Source organism: Pseudomonas sp. MPB26, from assembly GCF_046605355.1.
GTDB classification, from domain to species: Bacteria; Pseudomonadota; Gammaproteobacteria; order Pseudomonadales; family Pseudomonadaceae; genus Aquipseudomonas; species Aquipseudomonas cedrina.
In genome coordinates this window covers 5307832-5328732 of record NZ_CP176793.1, presented here as the reverse complement: position 1 = coordinate 5328732, position 20901 = coordinate 5307832, and the positions used below count along the sequence as shown (strand labels likewise).

At 60.5% G+C, this 20901-nt stretch carries 18 protein-coding genes; 11 read left to right on the top strand and 7 right to left on the bottom strand.

Translation table 11 applies throughout. The features are described from left to right. The first annotated feature begins 18 nt into the window (after positions 1 to 18). The 3 genes from ACLH0H_RS24315 (at position 19) to ACLH0H_RS24305 (ending at position 4615) form a co-directional block, all read left to right on the top strand. On the top strand, positions 19 to 1251 hold the full coding sequence (locus ACLH0H_RS24315; RefSeq protein ID WP_411379969.1) for an NADH:flavin oxidoreductase/NADH oxidase family protein: 1233 nt from the start codon (positions 19 to 21) through the stop codon (positions 1249 to 1251). Between the two features lie 79 nt (positions 1252 to 1330). Then, complete coding sequence (gene poxB, locus ACLH0H_RS24310) at positions 1331 to 3055, top strand: ubiquinone-dependent pyruvate dehydrogenase (RefSeq protein ID WP_411379968.1); 1725 nt, start codon at positions 1331 to 1333, stop codon at positions 3053 to 3055. A gap of 543 nt (positions 3056 to 3598) precedes the next feature. Continuing rightward, positions 3599 to 4615 carry an IS110 family transposase gene (locus tag ACLH0H_RS24305; RefSeq protein ID WP_411379243.1) on the top strand — a complete coding sequence of 339 codons (1017 nt, stop codon included), beginning with the start codon at positions 3599 to 3601 and terminating at the stop codon, positions 4613 to 4615. Between the two features lie 504 nt (positions 4616 to 5119). On the opposite strand, the gene ACLH0H_RS24300 is transcribed toward ACLH0H_RS24305, so the two are convergent. After that, on the bottom strand, positions 5120 to 5677 hold the full coding sequence (locus ACLH0H_RS24300; RefSeq protein WP_186691428.1) for an NADPH-dependent FMN reductase: 558 nt from the start codon (positions 5675 to 5677) through the stop codon (positions 5120 to 5122). A gap of 226 nt (positions 5678 to 5903) precedes the next feature. Here ACLH0H_RS24300 and ACLH0H_RS24295 point away from each other — a divergent pair, with 226 nt between their 5' ends. Further along, entirely contained in the window at positions 5904 to 6140 is a 237-nt protein-coding gene (locus tag ACLH0H_RS24295) for a hypothetical protein (RefSeq protein ID WP_076952458.1), read from the top strand. Between the two features lie 63 nt (positions 6141 to 6203). Here ACLH0H_RS24295 and ACLH0H_RS24290 read toward each other — a convergent pair whose 3' ends face one another. Beyond that, positions 6204 to 6548 (bottom strand): hypothetical protein, encoded by a 345-nt coding sequence (locus ACLH0H_RS24290; RefSeq protein ID WP_411379967.1) that lies wholly within the window; start codon positions 6546 to 6548, stop codon positions 6204 to 6206. Between the two features lie 109 nt (positions 6549 to 6657). On the opposite strand from ACLH0H_RS24290, the gene ACLH0H_RS24285 reads away from it, so the two are divergent. Next, the gene (locus ACLH0H_RS24285) at positions 6658 to 7551 is read left to right on the top strand and encodes a LysR substrate-binding domain-containing protein (protein WP_411379966.1); all 894 of its coding nucleotides are present in this window, start codon (positions 6658 to 6660) and stop codon (positions 7549 to 7551) included. On the opposite strand, the gene ACLH0H_RS24280 is transcribed toward ACLH0H_RS24285, so the two are convergent. The 5 genes from ACLH0H_RS24280 to ACLH0H_RS24260 all read right to left on the bottom strand — a co-directional run bounded on the left by ACLH0H_RS24280 (position 7548) and on the right by ACLH0H_RS24260 (position 12583). Next, on the bottom strand, positions 7548 to 8117 hold the full coding sequence (locus ACLH0H_RS24280; protein WP_186691451.1) for a GNAT family N-acetyltransferase: 570 nt from the start codon (positions 8115 to 8117) through the stop codon (positions 7548 to 7550). The two genes, ACLH0H_RS24285 and ACLH0H_RS24280, sit on opposite strands and share 4 nt — an antisense overlap. A 20-nt stretch (positions 8118 to 8137) precedes the next feature. Continuing rightward, entirely contained in the window at positions 8138 to 10393 is a 2256-nt protein-coding gene (locus ACLH0H_RS24275) for an Orn/Lys/Arg decarboxylase N-terminal domain-containing protein (RefSeq protein WP_411379965.1), read from the bottom strand. 144 nt (positions 10394 to 10537) lie between these two features. Next, positions 10538 to 11278, bottom strand: coding sequence for a DNA polymerase III subunit epsilon (gene dnaQ / locus ACLH0H_RS24270; RefSeq protein ID WP_411382459.1), 741 nt, complete (start codon positions 11276 to 11278; stop codon positions 10538 to 10540). 65 nt (positions 11279 to 11343) lie between these two features. Further along, positions 11344 to 11796, bottom strand: coding sequence for a ribonuclease HI (gene rnhA, locus ACLH0H_RS24265; RefSeq protein ID WP_003173571.1), 453 nt, complete (start codon positions 11794 to 11796; stop codon positions 11344 to 11346). 28 nt (positions 11797 to 11824) lie between these two features. Next, positions 11825 to 12583, bottom strand: a complete 759-nt coding sequence (locus ACLH0H_RS24260) for a methyltransferase domain-containing protein (protein ID WP_076952463.1) — start codon at positions 12581 to 12583, stop codon at positions 11825 to 11827. 65 nt (positions 12584 to 12648) lie between these two features. On the opposite strand from ACLH0H_RS24260, the gene gloB reads away from it, so the two are divergent. The 6 genes from gloB to ACLH0H_RS24230 all read left to right on the top strand — a co-directional run bounded on the left by gloB (position 12649) and on the right by ACLH0H_RS24230 (position 20901). Next, complete coding sequence (gene gloB / locus ACLH0H_RS24255; RefSeq protein ID WP_411379964.1) at positions 12649 to 13416, top strand: hydroxyacylglutathione hydrolase; 768 nt, start codon at positions 12649 to 12651, stop codon at positions 13414 to 13416. Positions 13417 to 13514: 98 nt separating this feature from the next. Further along, a complete protein-coding gene (locus ACLH0H_RS24250) occupies positions 13515 to 14930 on the top strand; it encodes a transglycosylase SLT domain-containing protein (RefSeq protein WP_411379963.1) in 1416 nt (471 codons plus the stop codon). Between the two features lie 208 nt (positions 14931 to 15138). After that, positions 15139 to 16968, top strand: coding sequence for an extracellular solute-binding protein (locus tag ACLH0H_RS24245; RefSeq protein ID WP_411379962.1), 1830 nt, complete (start codon positions 15139 to 15141; stop codon positions 16966 to 16968). Then, on the top strand, positions 16965 to 18803 hold the full coding sequence (locus tag ACLH0H_RS24240; RefSeq protein ID WP_411379961.1) for an extracellular solute-binding protein: 1839 nt from the start codon (positions 16965 to 16967) through the stop codon (positions 18801 to 18803). The genes ACLH0H_RS24245 and ACLH0H_RS24240 overlap by 4 nt, the downstream gene beginning before the upstream one ends. Then, on the top strand, positions 18804 to 19880 hold the full coding sequence (locus ACLH0H_RS24235) for a microcin C ABC transporter permease YejB (RefSeq protein WP_411379960.1): 1077 nt from the start codon (positions 18804 to 18806) through the stop codon (positions 19878 to 19880). It abuts the gene before it with no gap. Position 19881: 1 nt separating this feature from the next. Continuing rightward, the gene (locus ACLH0H_RS24230) at positions 19882 to 20901 is read left to right on the top strand and encodes an ABC transporter permease (protein WP_411379959.1); all 1020 of its coding nucleotides are present in this window, start codon (positions 19882 to 19884) and stop codon (positions 20899 to 20901) included.

Genomic DNA, 20901 nt, shown 5'->3' with positions numbered 1-20901 from the left:
CCGCTCAGGAGTCAACCCATGTCACCTTTTGAAGCCTTGCAACTGCCCAATGGCCAAGTCATCGCCAACCGTATCGCCAAGGCCGCGATGGAGGAGAATATGGCGGATGCCAACCAGGCCCCCTCGCGCCAATTGAAGCAGCTGTACAAGGCCTGGGCGGACGGCGAGCCTGGCCTGTTGTTGACCGGCAACGTGATGATCGACCGCCGCGCCATGACCGGCCCCGGCGGCGTGGCCCTGGAAGATGAACAGCACCTGGACAGCTTTCGCGAATGGGCGGACGTGGCCCGCGCCAAGGGCGTGCACTTCTGGGTGCAGCTCAGCCATCCGGGGCGCCAGACCATGGCCAACCTCGGCCAGCAAGCGCTGGCGCCCTCCGCGATAGCGCTGGACCTGGGCGGTTTTTCCAAGATGTTCGCCAAGCCCAAGGCGATGAGCGAAGACCAGATCCAGGACGTGATCCAACGCTTCGCCACCAGCGCGCGCCTGGCCGAGAAAGCCGGGTTCACCGGCGTGCAGATCCATGGCGCCCACGGTTACCTGCTCAGCCAGTTTCTGTCGCCTTTGAGCAACCAGCGCACCGACCGCTGGGGTGGCCCGCTGGAGAACCGCGCACGCCTGTTGCTGGAAGTGATCAATGCCGTGCGCGCCGTGGTCAGCCCGTCGTTCTGCGTGGCGGTCAAACTCAATTCGGCGGATTTCCAGCGTGGCGGTTTCGACGAAGCGGATGCGCGCCGCGTGGTCGACATGCTCAACCCGCTGCCCATCGACTTGCTGGAATTGTCCGGCGGCAGCTACGAAGCCCCGGCCATGCAAGGCGAAGCACGGGACGGTCGCACCCTGGCCCGCGAGGCGTACTTCCTCGAATTCGCCGCGCAAATGGCAACCATCGCCAAGATGCCGCTGATGGTCACCGGTGGTATTCGCCGCCTGCCCATCGTGCAGCAAGTGCTCGACAGCGGCATCGCCATGGCGGGCATTGCCACCGCCCTGACGCTGGAACCGCAGTTGCTGCGCCACTGGCGCGAAGGCCGCGACCCCAACCCGCAACTCAAGCCGATCGACTGGCAGCGCAAGCCTCTGGCGTCGCTTGCCACCCTCGCGGTGGTGCGCTACCAGATGCGCCGCCTCAGTCGCGGCCTCTTGCCCAAGGCCAAGGTTGCCCCCTGCGTGGCACTGGTGCGCGACCAATGGTTTATCGTCCGGCGCACCCGGCAATACCGCGCGACCATGACACAAACGTCCAATTAATCACGGGAGTATTCGCCATGATCGAACTGTCCCCTATTGATCTCACAGTTTTTAACCTCACTGACGATTGGAGTTCTTCATGGCGAAAATCAACCTGGCCCAGCAGTTGGCGACCACCCTTGAACAGGCGGGCATCAAGCGCATCTGGGGCCTGACCGGCGACAGCCTCAATGGCCTCACCGACGCCCTGCGCACCATGGACAGCATCGAGTGGATGCATGTGCGCCACGAAGAAGTGGCGGCGTTCGCCGCCGGGGCCGAAGCGGCCGCCACCGGTGAGCTGACCGTCTGCGCCGGCAGCTGCGGGCCGGGTAACTTGCACTTGATCAATGGCCTGTTCGACTGCCATCGCAACCATGTACCGGTGCTGGCGATTGCCGCGCAGATTCCGTCCTCGGAGATCGGCCTGAATTACTTCCAGGAAACCCATCCCCAGGAGCTGTTCAAAGAGTGCAGCCACTTTATCGAACTGGTCACCAACCCCGAGCAAATGCCCCAGGTGCTGCACCGCGCCATGCGCTCGGCGATCCTCAATCGCGGGGTGGCGGTGGTGGTGATTCCGGGGGATGTGTCGCTGCTGGAAGTGGAAGACAAGCTCAAGCCATGGCCTGCCCTGCACACTCCGCGCACACTGCCTGCGGAACAGGACCTGCAACGCCTCACCGAGATCCTTCAAAGCAGCCAGAAGACTACCCTGCTGTGCGGCAGCGGCTGTGCCGGTGCCCATGACCAGGTGGTGGCGCTCGCTGACGCGCTGGGCGCGCCGGTGGTGCATGCCCTGCGCGGCAAGGAACACGTGGAGTGGGATAACCCGTTCGACGTGGGCATGACCGGCCTGATCGGTTTCAGCTCCGGTTACCATGCCATGCTCGATTGCGACACGTTGATCATGCTGGGTACCGACTTTCCGTACCGCCAGTTCTACCCCACCGATGCAACCATCATCCAGGTTGATCGCGATCCGCAGGCGCTCGGCCGTCGCGCCACCTTGGACCTGGGGATTGCCGCCGACGTCAGCGAAACCATCGGCGCCCTGCTGCCGCGCTTGACGCGCAAGACCGACCGCAGCTTTCTCGAGACTTCCTTGAAGCATTACGAAAAAGCGCGCCAGGGGCTGGATGACCTTGCGCAACCGTCCAAGGCCGACCGGCCGATCCATCCCCAATATGTGGCGCGCTTGCTCAGCGAACTGGCAGACGACGATGCGATCTTCACCGCCGACGTCGGCTCGCCGACCGTATGGGCTGCGCGCTATCTGAAAATGAACGGCAAGCGCCGCCTGATCGGTTCGTTCAACCACGGCTCGATGGCCAACGCCATGCCCCAGGCCATTGGCGCGCAGGCCGCCTTCCCCGGTCGCCAGGTGATTTCGATGTCGGGAGACGGTGGTTTCGCGATGTTGATGGGCGACTTCATCTCGTTGGCGCAGCTGAAGCTGCCGGTGAAAGTCATCGTGTTCGATAACTCATCGCTGGGTTTTGTCGCCATGGAAATGAAAGCGGCAGGTTACCTCGATGCTGGCACAGAGCTGAAAAACCCGGACTTCGCGGCCATGTCCAACGCCATGGGCATCCTCGGCATCCGCGTGGAGCAATCCGAAGACCTCGAACCGGCCCTGCGCCGCGCCCTGGCGCATGACGGCCCGGTGCTGGTGGATGTGGTCACGGCCACCCAAGAGTTGGTGATGCCACCGACGATCAAGCTGGAGCAGGCCAAAGGGTTCAGCCTGTATATGCTCAAGGCGGTGATGAGTGGGCGTGGGGATGAAGTGATCGAACTGGCGCGCACCAACTGGTTGCGTTGATCCCAATGTAAGAGAGTGTGTAAGCGGCAATGGCTTATGTGGGGAGCTGGCTTGCCTGCGATGGCCATGGGTATCTACACGACTTTCAGAGGCTGACTTCACCCCCTCTGTGGGAGCTGTCGAGCTTTAGCGAGGCTGCGAAAGCGGTGGGTCAGGCGAAGAAAATGCCAGCAGTGCCGCCGCCTTCGCAGCCTCGCTGGGGCTCGACAGCTCCCACATTTTGAACCGAGTTCGACATGAATACCGGTCGGCTCTAAGGCCGCCGCGCTTTGTTTTTGATCTTGATCTGAGGCGCCCCGTCAACCACGCTGGCCGCAATTCGATATTGATTTGGGGGGTAAACCGGCAGGACGCCGGTTTAGCCGCCCCGCGCCATGGATGGCGCGTGGCGGCGCCCCCCCTCAATAAATGTCGGATTACGGGCATGCCGAGCCTAGGCGAGGCACCGAGTGGTGGGGCAAGAGCGCTAATGAGATGGTCAGCCCGGCGAGAACCTCAGGTCTAAACTACTGGGGTTCTCACTTTTCTTGAGGAGGCTTTCTCATGAACAGCGTAACGCTTCTAGGCATCGACATTGGCAAGAACAGCTTCCACTTGCACGGCCAAGACGCACAAGGCCATCAGGTATTGCGCAAGAAGCTCAATCGCCGACAGTTGCTGCCATTACTTGCACAAATGCCACCCTGCAAAGTTGCCATGGAATCCTGTGGCGGATCACAGTTTCTTGCCAGAGAAATCACCAAGCTCGGTCATCAGGTCCAACTGATTGCGCCGCAGCATGTGAAGGCTTACGTCACCGGCAACAAGAACGACTTCATTGATGCCGAGGCTATTTGCGAAGCCGCATCACGTCCCAGAACGCGATGTGTACAGGTGAAATCAGTTGACCAGCAGGTGCTGTCGACCGTGCATAAACTGCGTAAATCACTGGTGAGTCGACGCACTGGAGTGATCAACCAGGTGCACGGGTTCTTACTTGAGTTTGGCGTTATCTTTCCCGCCGGCTATGCTGCGTTGGAGCGGGTTCCTGCATTGATGGAAGAGCACAATCTACCTCTGCGCCTGCGGCAGGCTATTAGTCGGATGCTTGATGACATTCGTCAATTGACTCGCGAAATCAAAGCGCTGGATACCGAGATCAAGCAGCAAGTAAATGGGAGTGACGCCGGCAAAAGATTACAGAGCATCCCCGGCATCGGCCCCCTCATCGCTAGCGCGCTGGTGGCCGATGTCGGGGACGCTTCGATGTATAAATCGTCCCGAGATTTTTCGGCGTCCTTAGGGTTGGTGCCGCGGCAATACTCGACTGGAGGGCAAACCACTCTCCTGGGTATCAGCAAGCGTGGGGACAGGTATTTGCGAACCTTGCTGATGCAGGGCGCCCAAACCCTGCTTTATCGAATCGATAAACGAAACGATGCCCTTGGGGTCTGGGCCAGAAGTCTATTAGCTCGAAAACCGCTCAACAAAGTTGCCTGTGCGCTGGCTAATAAAATGGCCAGGATTGTCTGGGCGCTATTGACCAAAGGTGGCACCTACAACGGGCATGCCACCGCATAATCCGGCTTTACCACCAGCTTTTGCGACGTCAGTAGCTGATGACGATAAACGGCAGACATCCTGGCTGAGAACCTGATAACCAAAGCAGCTTTCGCAGCTGAAGCGCTTTTAAGGACAGGCAGGAGCGAATACTCATCAAGGGCCGAGCGTGTACCCGCGCTCACAAGGAGCCCGGATACATTAGCGCAAGCCTGATTTACCGTTCATCGTGACTGGATAGCAAAAGGTGGGCTGACCATACATTTGGTTACTTTCGCGCTTTTCGAAAGTGACCCGCCGTAAGGGCGGAACCAATAGCCGCCGTTACCGCAGCAACGGATATGTACGCCGTCAAACCCAAAAAAAAGGTAGGCCCGAAGGCCGCCACACAAGCAAGTTCCCTCGCCACACACCGTTGAAAGTTGTGTAGATACTCATGCTGCGATGGCATCACACGGTGTATCTGCTGCACCGCGATGTCTGCATCGCAGGCAAGCCAGCTCCCACATGAGGCTCATTGTCAATTCAGGCGTGCTGTTTTTCGACCCACTTGGCATAGGCATCAATAAACGCCTGCAGGAACGGCTTGGTCTTTTCCGACACCTTCCCCGCCTCATCAAACACACTGCCCGCCCCACCCAGGTAGGCTTCCGGCTGCTGCATGCACCACACATCCAGGAACACCAGGGACTGGCGCAGATGATGGTTGGCGCCAAACCCGCCAATCGCACCCGGCGACACGCTGATGATTGCCCCCGGCTTGCCGCTCCAGGCACTCTGGCCGTACGGCCGGGAACCTACGTCAATCGCATTCTTCAACGGCGCGGGCACGGAGCGGTTGTATTCCGGGGTCACGAACAGCACCGCGTCGGATGAACTCACCTGTTGGCGGAAAGTACTGTAGGCTGCGGGCGGTGAATCGCCGTCAATGTCTTCGTTGTAGAGCGGCAAATCGCCAATTTCCACAATGTTCAACTTCAGGTTGGCAGGGGCCAGTTCGGCCAGTGCCAGCGCGACTTTGCGGTTGATCGAGTCTTTTCTCAAGCTGCCGACCACGACGGCTACGGTGTAGACCTTGCTCATTGGGGTTTCCCGACGTCTGACTAAAGGAGCTTGTAGTTATAAAGTCTTCGCGGCGTGCGCACCAGAAGGTTTTGAGAATCCACAGGACGTTTACCTTGCGACATAACGCGTAGGAAACGTCTGAAATTACCGACGAATAGTATTTTTATTTCGTAAGTAAACTACCCCGCTCCATAACGGTCTACAGAACCGCAAATCGAGTGTTTATCTCCAGAGGTTCTAACAGATGGCAGCAGTACTAGTCGGACAGTTTCATGCCAGAGACGCGGAAGGACGTGTGTATTCGGTGCATGAGTTCCAGGAATCAGACCCAGCGCAAGGCGCCCTGGCTGGCTCGGCACCTACCACCACCTACAAGCTGGCCATTGGCGATCGTGTAGAGAAACTGGAAGGCGACGAATTCAAGCTGATTCAGTCGGGCACCATTCTTGTGCGCGAGTCGCAAACCACACTCGCTTCATAAGGCTCGCCTTGTCCACCTGCCCGGTCCTGGCCATTGATGATGGCGTCGACTGGGCCGGGGCGATCACGGCCGATGAATCTGCGTGACTTCAATTTCCTGCTCGCCCTCGACCTGTTTCAAGGTCACCAGTAAACGCCCGCGCTCGCCCTCCACCGCGAAGATTGAACGCTGGTAACCCGCCGTGTTGTAACCGGGATGCGCGACCACCTGCCTGACCAGCGCCACGTCCAGCACCGCGCCCACCTGTTCGGCCACCTGTTCCTGTGAGCGAATGAACGCCTCAAGTGCCAGGTTTTCCGGCGTCGTTTCGCTTTGAATGTTGAAGAGATAAGCGGCCGCGCACCCGATGGTCACCAGGACCACCCACTGCTTGACCGTTACCCCGAGGAATGTCGAGGGTAAAGGCATTTGAGACCAGACCTGTTTTTGTTGTTAACGCCGGTAGCCGGCTTTGGTCGTTGATGATCAGCGCAGCCATTCTATTGAATACACAGCGCGCTGCACATAGACTCCGGCGATGCGTTTACGTCATATCGAAGTGATTCAGGCCATTTTGCAGACCGGACACCCAGGCCTGGCCGCCGAGTGGTTGCAACTTCCCGTGGGCGATGTGGAGGCGGCGCTCAAGGAAGCCGAGCAGCAACTGGGCTTTATGCTCTTTGCCAGCGTCCGTGGACGTTTGCAGGCAACCCGCGAAACCCTGGAGTTGCAGGTACACATCGCCCATGTGTATGAGGCGCTGGAACCCGTGCAACGCCTGGCCAGCCGCTTGAAACACCATCACGCCCCGACCCTGCGCGCGCTGTGCACGCCGCCCCTGGCTAACCAACTGCTGCCGCAAAGCATCGCGATGCTACGCCGGCGCTTCCAGGACACCCCGTGCAACCTGTCGAGCCAGCCCACCCGAGAGATCGTCAGGAGCCTGCTGCTGCACGAAGCCGACGTGGGACTGAGCCTGCATGATCCGCAACACCCGCAGATCCACAGCGTCGTGCTGGCCCAGGGCAAGCTGCAATTGCTCGCCCCCCATGGCTGGCTCAAACCCAGGCAGAAGTACATCGCGGTGCAGGACCTGGCGGGACAATCGATGATCGGGCTTGAGGGCCAGGACCCGCTCAGCCGCCTGCTGGACGCCAAGCTGCAAGCCTTGCGCCCCTTGCCGGTGGTGCAGACGCGCGTACAGACCTACCAGATGATGCGCAGCATGGTGGAAGCCGGAGAAGGCTTGGCGGTGGTCGACCCCTTCACCGCGTGCGGCGCGCGGGAGGCGGGGCTGGATGCGTGCCCGGTGTCGCCGCCGATCATGGTCAGCCTGTATGCGCTGACCCTCAAGGAAGCCGCAGCCTCCCCCGCGCTGAATGCGCTGCTGGAGATCGTGACGCAGAAGGCCGAAGGCCTGCTGGCGGGCTAAGCCTTGTCGGCTTCGCTCTTGAACAACCGGTACCAGAATATCGCCACTTCGCGGGTTTGCGGGTCAATGCCGCGATAGCGCAGGTGGTCAATCCCGCCCATCACATAACCGCAGCGCTCATACAAACGGCAGGCGCCGAGGTTGTTGTTCTGGGTTTCCAGCATCATGCCCGGCAGGTTTTTCTTGCGACTCCAGAACTGCGCCACATCCAGCAATGCCTTGGCCACCCCATGGCGCCGCGCCGGCAGGACCACGGCCAGCTCATCGACATGGGCAAAACCGTTCCAATTGGTACTGACCACGATGTGCCCCACCGGGCGGTCGTCCAGGTAGGCCATGAAGATCGCGCTGTCGGGCGCGTCGCGAAAACTGGCGAACTCCTCGGGATCGATCCCATAGCACTTGCGGTACGGCAGGATGCGCTCCACGGGCCATTGATCGACCCGCTTGCCCATCTGCGGCTCACCGTAGGCGCTGACCTCAAAGCTGAAGTCATTGCCCCATACGTAGGCATCAAAGCCCTCGTCGGCGACCCGGACACTGAGCCCCGGATACTTCGGGTTCATTACAGCTTGCATAAACATTCTTAACCCTTGATGCAATCGACGGTGTAACAACGACCACTGCCGTCGTCTTCGTGTTGCAACCCATGAACATCAGCAACAAAACCGGGAAAACTGCTATCGAACGTCCGGGCGAAGGCCAGGTAATCGATGATCGAACGCGTCGACTCGGTAAAGCGCTCGCCCGGCATGATCAATGGAATGCCGGGCGGATAAGGCACCAGCATCACGGCTGCGACGCGCCCTGGCAAGGCATCAATGGAAACCGCCTCCACTTCGCCTCTCACCAATTGGTCGTAGGCGTCGGCCGGTTTCATGGCGATTTCCGGTAGCACGGTGTACATGCGCTTGAGGTGCCTGGCGGTGGCATTGCTGCGGTAACAACTGTGCAATTGATCACACAGGTCGCGCAAGCCCAGGCCCTGATACCGCAGCGGGCCTTGTGCAAACACCGATGGCAGGCAACTGGCCAGGCTGACATTGGCGTCGTAGCTGCGCTTGAATTCCAGCAACTCGGTAAGCAAGGTACTCCATTTGCCTTTGGTGATGCCCATGGAAAACAGCACCAGGAAGGAATACAGCCCGGTCTTTTCCACCACCAGGCCCCGCTCCCAGAGGAATTTGCTGACCACGGCCGCGGGAATGCCGCAGTCGCTCAGGGCGCCGCCGGCGGTGAGGCCAGGCATCACCAGGGTCACTTTGATCGGGTCCAGCAGCACGTAGTCTTCGACCACATCGCCAAAGCCATGCCAATCGTCCTCCGGATGCAGCAGCCAATCTGCCGTAATCACCCGGTCGACGCCCGACACCGACGGCGGTTGCCAGATGGAGAACCACCAATCCTCAGGGCCAATGTGCTGGCGCAGGTTGGCCAGGGCGCGGCGGAAACTCAAGGCCTCGTCGAACATTTCCTGCAGCAGCGAACGACCCGCCGGGCCTTCCATCATCGCCGAGGCAACGTCCAGCGACGCAATGATGCTGTATTGCGGCGAAGTGGAAATATGCATCATGAAGGCTTCGTTGAAACGATCACGGTCCAATTGGCGCGCGCCGCCGTCCTGCACATGGATCATCGAGGCCTGGCTGAACGCCGCCAGCAGCTTATGGGTCGAGTGCGTGGTGAACACCAGCGGGCTGTCCGGGGTGCGCGACGTGCCCATGCCATAGCGTCCGGCGAAGAACTCATGAAACGCCGCGTAGGCGTACCAGGCTTCGTCAAAATGCAGCACCTCGACGCTGTTGCCCAACTGCTGCTTGATCATCTGGGCGTTGTAGCACAGGCCGTCGTAGGTGGAGTTGGTGACCACCGCCAGCTTGACCTTCGGCGGTCGGCCATGGGTCAGCGGGCTGGCGTCGATCTTGGCGCGTATCGACTCGGGGCTGAATTCGCTCAGGGGAATCGGGCCGATGATCCCCAGTTCATTGCGCTCCGGACACAGGTACAAAGGAATCGCGCCGGTCATGATGATCGAGTGCAGCACCGACTTGTGGCAGTTGCGGTCGACCAGCACCAGATCATCGCGGCCGACCATGGAGTGCCAGACGATCTTGTTGGCGGTGGAGGTGCCGTTGATCACGAAGAAGGTATGGTCGGCGCCGAAATTGCGCGCGGCGCGGGCCTCGGCCTCGGCCAGCGGCCCGGTGTGATCCAGCAACGAGCCCAGCTCGGGCACTGACACCGACAGGTCGGAGCGCAGGGTGTTTTCCCCGAAGAACTGGTGAAACGCCTGCCCTACCGGGCTTTTGCGATAAGCCACGCCGCCGCCATGGCCGGGGGTGTGCCATGAGTAATTGGAGTCAGCGGTATGTTGTACCAACGCCTTGAAGAAAGGAGGCAACAAGCCATCGAGGTAGGTGCGCGTCGCGCGGGCGACCTGCCGCGCAAGAAACGGCACGGTGTCTTCGAACAGGTACAGAATACCGCGCAGTTGGTTGAGTTCGCTCATGGCGTCGGCCGGCGCGTTTTCCAGGGTGACTTGCTCGCCCAGGGCAAAGATCGGCAGGTTCGGCGCTCGCAGGCGTGCCAGGCGGATCAGCTCGACCATGTTTTGCAGCAGGTGGGTATTCTCGCCGGCGCCTTCGGCGGCAATCAACATGCAGGCCAGGCCATGGTGGGTAGCCGCCACCAGCCGGCCTTCGGCGTAATCCACCGCCTGGATGATACTGAAGCCCTCTTGTTCCAACTCCCTGGCAATGCCTCGAACCCGGTCACCGGCAACGGTGTCGGCCTTGATGTCGCGGTGCACGATGAGTACGGGGAACTTCAGGTCTTTGTACATGAGTGCTTGGGCGTCCTGAGGGCTATGCACTCAAGGGTAGAAGCTGGGCGTGAATGTGGCGAATGAAGATTTCGCAGGCAGTGGGGATCAACTGTGGGAGCTGGCTTGCTCGCTCCCACAGTTTTGACCGCGTTCGGCTGGCGATTATTGCTGGGTCAGTTGGGTCCATAACGCCGGCGCGCCCGCCGACTTGGCAATCGCCTCCAACCGCGCCGCATGCTCAACCAGGTCCTGCTCGCTCGCCCGAATAACCGGGGTAGGCCTGCGGTCCGACGGCAGGCGGCGGATTTCCGAAGGACGGTTGCCCGAACCTTCCGCCGAGCCGGTGCCGTCGGAGGCGTTACCGGCCAGGGACAGGCTGGTTTGCCCGCCGGTCATGGTCAGGTAGACGTCGGCGAGAATCTCGGAGTCGAGCAAGGCGCCATGGAGTTCGCGGCCGGAGTTGTCGACGCCATAACGCTTGCACAGGGCGTCGAGGCTGTTGCGCTGGCCGGGGTGACGCTCGCGCGCCATCATCAAGGTGTCGAGGATCGTGCAGTGCTTGGAAATATCGGCACGATCGGTCTGCCCCATCAGGGCAAATTCGTTATTGATGAAGCCGATGTCGAACGCCGCGTTATGGATGATCAACTGGGCGCCGTTGATGAATTCGAAGAATTCATCCGCGACTTCGGCAAAGCGCGGCTTGCCCTTGAGGAATTCATCGGTGATACCGTGCACGCCGATCGCGCCTTCGTCACTGTCACGATCCGGTTGCAGGTAGACGTGGAAGTGACGGCCGGTGAGGCGCCGGCCCATCAGTTCGACACAGCCGATTTCAATGATCCGGTGGCCGTCGGTCACCGGCATGCCGGTGGTTTCGGTATCGAGTACAACAGATCGGATGGCCATCAGGGTTCAGCTCTCAACGGTGTATTTCAAAGGGCGCAATATTACCACGTGATTCGGCATCAGCTCTGCTTGTAGCCGCGCACTTCATCCACGCCCCGGTTGGCCAGTTGGTCGGCGCGCTCGTTGCCAGGGTGGCCGATGTGGCCGCGCACCCATTTCCAGGTGATGTCATGGCGGTTGCATTGTTCGTCGAGCAGTTGCCACAGGTCGGCATTCTTCACCGGTTCCTTGGCCGCGGTCTTCCAGCCACGCTTCTTCCAGTTGACCATCCACTCGTTGATGCCCTTCATCACGTACTGCGAGTCGGTCACCAGCAGCACGTTGCAGCGGCGCTTGAGTTCTTCCAGGCCGCGAATGGCGCCCATCAGCTCCATGCGGTTGTTGGTGGTGTTGGCTTCACCGCCCCACAACTCTTTCTCCACGCCCTTGCACACCAGCAACGCGCCCCACCCGCCTGGGCCTGGGTTGCCCTTGCAGGCGCCATCGGTGAAGAGTTCTACGCTATCGGTCATCGGTTACTCGGAATCAATTCAAAGAAGTTTACGCGTCGCTTTGCCTGCGGTTGACCTTGGCCATCGGCATCGGCACCAGCTTGCCTATCGGCTCACGGCGCACTTGCTGCAGCGGCCGCAGCCCGACCACGATTTTACGCGCCACCAGCAGATAGAAGCCGCCCCCCGACAACTGCCAGGCACCCGCGCGGCGCTCCCAGCCGGCCAGCCGGCCTTGCCACTTGGTCGACGCAAGCGGCGGACGATAGCACCCGAAGCGGCGTTTCTCCAGCGCGAAGCCCAGCAGGTTCAGCCAATCGCCCACCCGTTGCGGCGAGATGCAACGCGCCTGGCGCAGGGCATCATTGGCAAACACATGGCGCAGGCCCCAGCTGCTCCAGGGGTTGATCCCGACAATCAGCAAATGGCCGCCTGGGCGCACGCTGCTCGCCGCCTCGCGCAGCAAGCCGTGGGGCGAGAGGCAAAAATCCAGGCCATGCTGCAACACCACCACGTCAGCGGCGTGCTCGCTCAATGGCCAGGCCTGTTCCTCGCAGACGATCTCCACCCCAGGCAATGGCGCCCCCAGGCGCACATTGCGCTGCACCTGGGGCGCGGACGGCGGCGTCTGGGCCGAGGGACCGTAATGCACCAGGTAGCCACCAAAGAACCGGCCCAACTCGTCCTCGAGCATGCGCCGTTCCTCTTCCAGCAGAAATTGCCCGATGGGGCCGGACAACCATTCACGGGCTGCACCGATCAGGGCCAGCCACTCGGGATCGGCCTGGGCGAACGCTTTATCAGTCATTGCATTCTCCAACTCGCCTAGACGTTCTAAGATGCACCAATGTGTTCAGCTTGGCGAATCGAAGAATGATACAGATCAGTGCCCTGCCCGCCTTCACCGATAACTACATCTGGTTGTTACAAGACCCCGGCACCGAACGCTGCGCGGTGGTCGACCCCGGCGATGCCGCGCCCGTGCTGGCCTGGCTCAAGCAGAACCCGGAGTGGACCTTGAGCGATATTCTTATCACCCATCATCACCATGACCATGTCGGCGGTGTCGAACAGCTCAAGGGCGTGACGGGCGCCAAGGTCTACGGCCCGGCAGCCGAGAAGATCCCCGCGCGCGACGTGGCCCTGAACGACAACGACCGCCTCACAGTGCTCGGCTGGGACTTCGACGTTTATACAGTGCCCGGACACACCTTGGGCCATATCGCGTTTTATCACCAGGGCGTGCTGTTTTGCGGCGACACGCTGTTCGCAGCCGGCTGCGGACGCCTGTTCGAAGGCACGCCGCAACAGATGTACACCTCGCTTGAACGCCTGGCCGCCCTGCCCGGCGATACGTTGGTGTACTGCACGCACGAATACACACAAAGTAACCTCAAATTTGCCCAAGCGGTGGAACCGGACAACGCGGATATCGCCGAACGGGTGGAAATCGTCCGCCAACTGCGCGCCCTTGGCGAGATCTCTCTGCCTTCAAACCTGGCTCTGGAAAAGCGCACCAATCCTTTTCTACGTACCTCTGAAACATCCGTTAAACAAAAAGCTGACGAACGGAGTGGACGCGACAACCGCTCTGCGGCCGAGGTGTTTGCTAGCTTGCGGGCATGGAAAGATGCGTTCTAACAGAACGCATTTTGATACGTAAATTCTGAATGGTTGACCGGAACCGAAGCGCTTTCTAGAATCGCCCGACATTTTTGCCCGGAACTTACTTCCAGCCAATGTCGTCATCTATTCGTAAATCCAACCATTCAGACGCATTGACCCGCCTGGCTCAAGCTGTGGCGGTGGCTGTGTCCGCCACGCTGGCGGGCTGCCAATCAAGCAATTTCACCGCACAATCCACCGTGCAACCCAAGCCAAACCTCAGCGCCAAGATCAAACAGAAACCCGTCATCTGGCTTTCCGAAAAGCCGACCCCCGAAGCCCCCCAGGATGTTTGGGAGCGTATGCGACGGGGCTTTCAATTGCAGGATGGGGTGGGCGTAAACCCGCGTATCGAACAACAGCGCCTTTGGTTCGCCAGCAACCCCTCCTTCCTTGAAAACGCCGGTGAACGCGGCAGCCTCTATATTCATTACATTGTCGAACGCCTTGAAGAGCGCAATATGCCCCTGGAGCTGGCGCTGCTGCCAGTGATTGAAAGTGCCTACAACCCGATGGCCTATTCGCGCAGCGATGCAGTCGGCCTGTGGCAGTTCATTCCCTCCACCGGGCGCTACTTCAACCTGCGCCAGACCCGCGCCTACGACGGCCGCCGCGACATCACCGCCTCCACCACCGCCGCCCTGGACTACCTGACGCGCCTGCACGACATGTTCAACGGTGACTGGTTGCTGGCCCTCGCCGCCTACAACGCCGGCGAAGGCACCGTGAGCCGGGCCATCGAGCGCAACGAGAAGCTCGGCCTGCCCACCGATTACTGGAACCTTCCACTGCCCCAGGAAACAAAGGACTACGTGCCCAAGTTCCTGGCGTTGTCACAGGTGGTGCTGGCGCCGGAAGCCTACGGCGTCAACCTGAACCCGATTGCCAACACGCCCTATTTCGAAGTGGTTGAAGTCAAGCAAAGCATGGACCTGTCACGGGTCGCCGCGCTGGCCGAAATCGACGAAGACGAGCTGTTCCAGCTCAACCCGGCCCTGAAACAACGCACCACCCTGGACGGCCCCCAGCATTTGCTGGTGCCAAGCTCCAAGGCGCAACTGCTGACCAGCACCCTTTCGACGATGAAACCGGAAGAATTGCTGGCGATGCGCCCAAAAAAGCAGGTGTTCGACGAAGTCGAGACCGCGCGGGTTGCCGGTCGCACCCGCAGCTACAAGGTACGCAACGGCGACAACCTCACGCTGATCGCCAAGGCCAACAAAGTCGATGTGCATGACCTGCAACGCTGGAACAAGCTCAACGGCCAGGCGCTCAAGGTCGGCCAGACCCTGGTGATGCAGGACACCCGCAAGCTAGTGGCGAAGGCTGACAGCAAGAAGCCCGTGCAATACAAGGTCAAGAAAGGCGACTCGTTGTACATCGTCGCCAAGCGCTTCAACGTCGAGATGCAACATCTCAAGCGTTGGAACCCGCGCACCGGCCAGGCGTTGAAGCCGGGGCAGATGCTGGTGGTTTCCGGGCCGCGCTAGGCCTCGGGAACACCTGGGGAGCCTATGTGAGAGCGGGCTTGCTCGCGAATGCGGTGTATCAGTCACACATATATTGGCTGACACTCCGCTTTCGCGAGCAAGCCCGCTCCCACATGGGACCTCCATCATCCGACTGGCTTTTTCCAACTGGAACAAGCTGTTACTGTACCGATCATAAAGCCCAAGCCGCCTGGATCGGATCTCTGACTTGAAGCGTCCCCTCCTTCTACTAATAAGTCTGGCCTTGAGCTTTGCTGCGAACGCGACGATTACCGAGAGCCACGGTTATACGCAGTTCGGCAGGCTCAAGTACCCGGCCAAATTCACCCACTTCGATTGGGTAAACCCCGCAGCGCCGAAAGGCGGAACATTGCGGGTGATGGCCTTTGGCACCTTCGATACGCTCAACCCCTATACCTTCAAGGGCTCAAGCCCGGTCTCGACCCCCAATTTCCTGCAATACGGCGTCAATGAGCTGAACGAGCCGTTGATGGTCGGCACCGGCCAGTACGCACCGTCCGGCGACGAGCCCACCTCCAGCTATGGGCTGATCGCCCAGTCGGTGGAGTACAGCGAGGACCGCAGTTGGGTGGTGTTCAACCTGCGCCCGCAGGCGCGCTTCCACGATGGCAAGCCGATTACCGCCTATGACGTGGCGTTTTCCTACCGCACCCTGCTGACCGAAGGTCACCCGCAGTACCGCACTAACCTGCAGGAAGTGGCGCGGGTCGATATCCTCAACCGTCACCGCATCCGCTTTGTGTTCAAGCGCGCCGGCAACCCGTTGCTGATCCTGCGCCTGGGCGAGCTGCCGGTATTGCCCCAGCATTACTGGAAAAACCGCGATTTCAAGGCCACCACCTTCGAACCGCCCCTGGGCAGCGGGCCGTACCGCATCAGCAAGGTCACCCCTGGCCGGCAATTGGTGTTCGAACGGGTCAAGGATTATTGGGGCAAGGACCTGCCGGTCAACCAGGGTTTCTACAACTACAACAAGGTCGAAGTGGAATTCTATCGCGACAGCGACGTGGCCTTCGAAGCCTTCAAGGCCGGCGAATTCGATATCTACATCGAGCACCAGGCCAAGAACTGGGCCAATGGCTACAACTTCCCGGCGGTGAACCGGGGCGAGGTGATCAAGGCGCAGATTGCCCACCAGATCCCGACCCAAAGCCAGGGCCTGTTCATGAACACCCGACGCCCGGCCTTCAGCCAGACCAAGGTGCGCGAAGCCATGGGGCTGATGTTCGACTTCGAGTGGACCAACGGCACCCTGTTCAGCGGTGCCTATAAACGTACCCTGAGCTACTACCCCAACAGCGAATTTTCGGCGACCGGCCTGCCGGTCGGCCATGAATGGCTGATGCTTTCCCCCTACCGCGAACAATTGCCGGCCGAGCTGTTTACCCAAGCCTTCAGCCTGCCCCGCACCGATGGCCGCGGCATCCCCCGCGAGACCATGCGCCGCGCCCTCGCCCTGCTTGGCGATGCCGGCTGGAAGCTGTCCGGGCAGCGCCTGCTGAACAAGGAGGGGCAACCGCTGCGCTTCGAGATCCTGTTGGTCAACCCGAACCTGGAGCGCATTCTGCAACCCTACGTCGAGAACCTGATCAACATCGGTATCGACGCGCGCCTGCGCACCGTCGACCGCGCCCAGTACAAACAGCGCCTGGATCAATTCGACTTCGACATGATCCTGATTACCCTCAACCAGACCCTCAGCCCGGGCCTGGAGCAGTGGCAGTACTTCCACTCCAGCCAGGCCGCGATCAAGGGCAGCAAGAACTATGCAGGCATTGCCAACCCGGTAGTCGATCACTTGCTCGAACAACTGCTGGCGGCGCAGACCCGCGAAGAACAACTGGCCGCCGGCCGCGCACTGGACCGGGTGCTGCTGTGGCAGCACTACAGCATTCCCAACTGGTACCTCAATTATCATCGCCTGGCGTACCGCAACCGGTTCGCCTTTGTCACCACGCCGCCCTACAGCCTGGGCCTGAGCGCATGGTGGCTGAAAGCCTCGGAGAAAGCCCAATGATGCATCTGCGCAACGCACTGCTTGGCAGCCTGTTGCTGTGCACTGCGGCCCAGGCCGCTCCGCAACATGCGCTGACGCTGTACAACGAGCAGCCCAAGTACCCCGCCGATTTCAAGCACTTCGACTACGTCAACCCGGACGCGCCCAAGGGCGGTACCTTCCGCGAGTCGGCCATGGGCGGTTTTGACAGCCTCAACCCGTGGATCAGCAAGGGCGTACCGGCCGACAACATCGGCCTGATCTACGACACCCTGGCCATGCAAAGCCTCGACGAGCCGATCACCGAATACGGACTGGTCGCCGGCAAGATCGAAAAAGCCCCGGACAACAGTTGGGTGCGCTTCTATCTGCGCCCCGAAGCGCGTTTCCATGACGGCCACCCCATCCGCGCCGAAGACGTGGTGTTTACCTTCCAGGAGCTGATCAAGGAAGGTTCGCCGATCTACCGCACTTACTATGCCGACGTCGACGAAGTGATCGCCGAAGACCCGCTGAAGGTGCTGTTCAAGTTCAAGCGCACCAACAACCGCGAGCTGCCGTTGATCCTCGGCCAATTGCCGGTCTTGCCCAAGCATTGGTGGGCCACCCGTGATTTCGCCAAAGGCAACCTCGAAGTACCGCTGGGCAGCGGGCCTTACAAGGTCGCCGAGGTCAAGCCTGGGCGCATGATTCGCTACGAGCGGGTCAAGGATTACTGGGCCAAGGACCTGCCGGTCACCCAGGGCTTCTATAACTTCGATAACCGCATCACCGACTATTACCGCGACAGCACCGTGTCCCTCGAAGCCTTGAAGGCCGGGCAGTTCGATTACTGGCTGGAGTTCAGCGCCAAGAACTGGGCCAACGCCTACAACATCCCGGCAGTGGCCGAAGGCCGCTTGATCAAGGAAGAAATCCCCAACGGCAACCCGACCGGGATGCAGGGCTTTGTGTTCAATATGCGCAAGCCGATGTTCCAGGACGTGCGCGTGCGCAAGGCCATCAGCCTGTTGCTGGATTTCGAGTGGAGCAACAAGCAGCTGTTCAATGGCGCCTATACGCGCACCCGCAGTTACTTCGAAAACTCCGAGATGGCCGCCACCGGCCTGCCCGGCCCGGATGAGCTGAAGATCCTCGAGCCGCTGCGCGAAAAAATCCCATCCGAAGTCTTCACCCAGGCCTTCGAGCCTTCCAAAACCGACGGCAGCGGCATGATCCGCACCCAGCAGCGCGAGGCCTACCAACTGCTGCAGGAAGCCGGCTGGCGCATCAAGGACGACAAGATGGTCGACGCCGACGGCAAACCGGTGGTCATCGAGTTCCTGCTGGCGCAGACCGAGTTCGAGCGCATCCTGCTGCCTTTCAAGCGCAACTTGGCCGACCTGGGGATTGACCTGGTCATCCGTCGGGTGGACGTCTCGCAGTTCATTAACCGTATCCGCTCGCGGGACTTCGACATGTTGGTGGGCAGTTTCCCGCAGTCCACCTCGCCGGGTAATGAGCAACGCGAGTTCTGGAAATCCTCCAGCGCCGACAAACCCGGCAGCCGCAACTACATGGGCCTCAAGGACCCGGCCGTCGACCAACTGGTGGAACAGTTGATCGACGCCGACTCGCGCAAAAGCCTGGTGGCCCATGCCAGGGCGCTGGATCGCGTGCTGCAGTTCGGCTACTACGTGATTCCCAACTGGCACATCAAGACCTTTCGCGTTGCGTACTGGGATCACCTGGGCCATCCGAAAGTCCCGCCACGCTACGACGTCGGTACCGCCACTTGGTGGGTCAAACCCAACGTCAAGCCGGCGGTTTCCCTGGACACCACCGAAAGCGCCGAGTCGGCGAAGGGAGGCGATTGAATGCTGGCCTATATTATTCGCCGCCTGTTGCTGATCATCCCCACGCTGTTCGGGATCCTGCTGATCAACTTCGTGATCATCCAGGCCGCCCCCGGTGGCCCGGTGGAACAGATGATCGCCAAGCTCGAAGGCTTCGAGGGTGCCACCAGCCGTATCGCCGGCGGCGGTGCCGAGGTCTCGGTGGCCGGTTCCAGCAGCTACCGTGGCGCCCAGGGCCTGGACCCGGCGCTGATCAAGGAAATCGAAACGATGTACGGCTTCGACAAATCGGCGCCGGAACGCTTGTGGATCATGGTCAAGAACTACGCCCAGCTGGATTTTGGCGACAGCTTTTTCCGTGACGCCAAGGTCATCGACCTGATCAAGGAAAAGATGCCAGTGTCCATCTCCCTCGGGTTATGGAGCACACTGATCATGTACTTGGTGTCGATCCCCCTGGGCATCGCCAAGGCCACGCGGCACGGCAGCCATTTCGACGTATGGACCAGTTCGGCAATCATTGTCGGCTATGCGATCCCGGCGTTCCTGTTCGCGATTTTGTTGATCGTGGTGTTTGCCGGCGGCAGTTACTTTGACTGGTTCCCCTTGCGCGGGCTGACGTCGAACAACTTCGACGAACTGAGCTGGGGCGGCAAGATCCTCGACTATTTCTGGCATTTGGCGCTGCCCATCACGGCGTTGGTGATCGGCAACTTCGCCACCATGACCCTGCTGACCAAGAACAGCTTTCTCGACGAGATCAACAAGCAGTACGTGGTCACCGCCAAAGCCAAGGGCCTGACCAACCATCGCGTGCTGTACGGCCACGTGTTCCGCAACGCCATGCTGTTGGTGATCGCGGGCTTCCCGTCGGCATTCATCGGCATCTTCTTTACCGGGTCTTTGCTGGTGGAGGTAATTTTCTCCCTCGATGGCCTGGGCCTGATGAGCTTTGAGGCCGCGATCAACCGCGACTACCCGGTAGTGTTCGGCACGCTGTTTATCTTCACCCTGCTGGGGCTGATCGTGAAACTGATCGGCGACCTCACCTACACCCTGGTCGATCCGCGCATCGACTTTGGCAGCCGGGAGCATTGAGATGAATCTGTCCCCCCTCAATCGCCGTCGGTTCGAGCGTTTCAAGGCCAACAAGCGTGGCTGGTGGTCACTGTGGCTATTTTTGACTCTGTTCGGGTTGAGCCTGGGCGCCGAGCTGATCGCCAATGACAAGCCGCTGGTGGTGCACTACGACGGTGGCTGGTATTTCCCGGCGCTCAAGCGCTACCCGGAGACCACCTTTGGCGGCGAATTCCCGCTCGAGGCCAACTACAAGAGCCCGTATATCCAGGAACTGCTCAAGGCCAAGGACGCCTGGACCCTTTGGGCGCCGATCCCGTTCAGTTACCAGAGCATCAACTACGACCTCAAGGTGCCGGCGCCGGCGCCGCCCTCCAGCGTCAACCTGTTGGGCACCGATGACCAGGGCCGCGATGTGTTGGCGCGGGTGATCTACGGTTTTCGCGTGTCGGTGCTGTTTGCCCTGACCCTCACCGTACTCAGCTCGATCATCGGCGTGATCGCCGGGGCCTTGCAGGGTTTCTACGGCGGCTGGGTCGACCTGGCCGGGCAGCGCTTCCTGGAGATCTGGTCCGGGTTGCCGGTGCTGTACCTGCTGATCATCCTTGCCAGCTTCGTGCAGCCCAACTTCTGGTGGCTGCTGGGGATCATGCTGCTGTTCTCCTGGATGAGCCTGGTGGACGTGGTGCGCGCAGAATTCCTGCGCGGGCGCAACCTGGAATACGTGCGCGCCGCCAGGGCCCTGGGCATGCAGAACGGTGCGATCATGTTCCGGCATATCCTGCCTAACGCCATGGTCTCGACTATGACGTTCATGCCGTTCATTCTAACCGGCGCCATCGGTACCCTGACCGCCCTGGACTTCCTCGGTTTTGGCTTGCCGGCCGGCTCGCCGTCCCTGGGTGAGCTGGTCGCCCAGGGCAAATCCAACCTGCAAGCGCCGTGGCTGGGCATGAGTGCGTTTGCCGTGCTGGCGATCATGTTGAGCTTGCTGGTGTTTATCGGCGAGTCCGCTCGTGATGCCTTCGACCCGAGGAAATGA

Bases quoted from the DNA above. Each gene is read 5' to 3' on its own strand.
- ACLH0H_RS24315 (WP_411379969.1), top strand. From the start codon at position 19: ATGTCACCTTTTGAAGCCTTGCAACTGCCCAATGGCCAAGTCATCGCC.
- poxB (WP_411379968.1), top strand. From the start codon at position 1,331: ATGGCGAAAATCAACCTGGCCCAGCAGTTGGCGACCACCCTTGAACAG.
- ACLH0H_RS24305 (WP_411379243.1), top strand. From the start codon at position 3,599: ATGAACAGCGTAACGCTTCTAGGCATCGACATTGGCAAGAACAGCTTC.
- ACLH0H_RS24300 (WP_186691428.1), bottom strand. From the start codon at position 5,677: ATGAGCAAGGTCTACACCGTAGCCGTCGTGGTCGGCAGCTTGAGAAAA.
- ACLH0H_RS24295 (WP_076952458.1), top strand. From the start codon at position 5,904: ATGGCAGCAGTACTAGTCGGACAGTTTCATGCCAGAGACGCGGAAGGA.
- ACLH0H_RS24290 (WP_411379967.1), bottom strand. From the start codon at position 6,548: ATGCCTTTACCCTCGACATTCCTCGGGGTAACGGTCAAGCAGTGGGTG.
- ACLH0H_RS24285 (WP_411379966.1), top strand. From the start codon at position 6,658: ATGCGTTTACGTCATATCGAAGTGATTCAGGCCATTTTGCAGACCGGA.
- ACLH0H_RS24280 (WP_186691451.1), bottom strand. From the start codon at position 8,117: ATGAACCCGAAGTATCCGGGGCTCAGTGTCCGGGTCGCCGACGAGGGC.
- ACLH0H_RS24275 (WP_411379965.1), bottom strand. From the start codon at position 10,393: ATGTACAAAGACCTGAAGTTCCCCGTACTCATCGTGCACCGCGACATC.
- rnhA (WP_003173571.1), bottom strand. From the start codon at position 11,796: ATGACCGATAGCGTAGAACTCTTCACCGATGGCGCCTGCAAGGGCAAC.
- ACLH0H_RS24260 (WP_076952463.1), bottom strand. From the start codon at position 12,583: ATGACTGATAAAGCGTTCGCCCAGGCCGATCCCGAGTGGCTGGCCCTG.
- gloB (WP_411379964.1), top strand. From the start codon at position 12,649: ATGATACAGATCAGTGCCCTGCCCGCCTTCACCGATAACTACATCTGG.
- ACLH0H_RS24250 (WP_411379963.1), top strand. From the start codon at position 13,515: ATGTCGTCATCTATTCGTAAATCCAACCATTCAGACGCATTGACCCGC.
- ACLH0H_RS24240 (WP_411379961.1), top strand. From the start codon at position 16,965: ATGATGCATCTGCGCAACGCACTGCTTGGCAGCCTGTTGCTGTGCACT.
- ACLH0H_RS24235 (WP_411379960.1), top strand. From the start codon at position 18,804: ATGCTGGCCTATATTATTCGCCGCCTGTTGCTGATCATCCCCACGCTG.
- ACLH0H_RS24230 (WP_411379959.1), top strand. From the start codon at position 19,882: ATGAATCTGTCCCCCCTCAATCGCCGTCGGTTCGAGCGTTTCAAGGCC.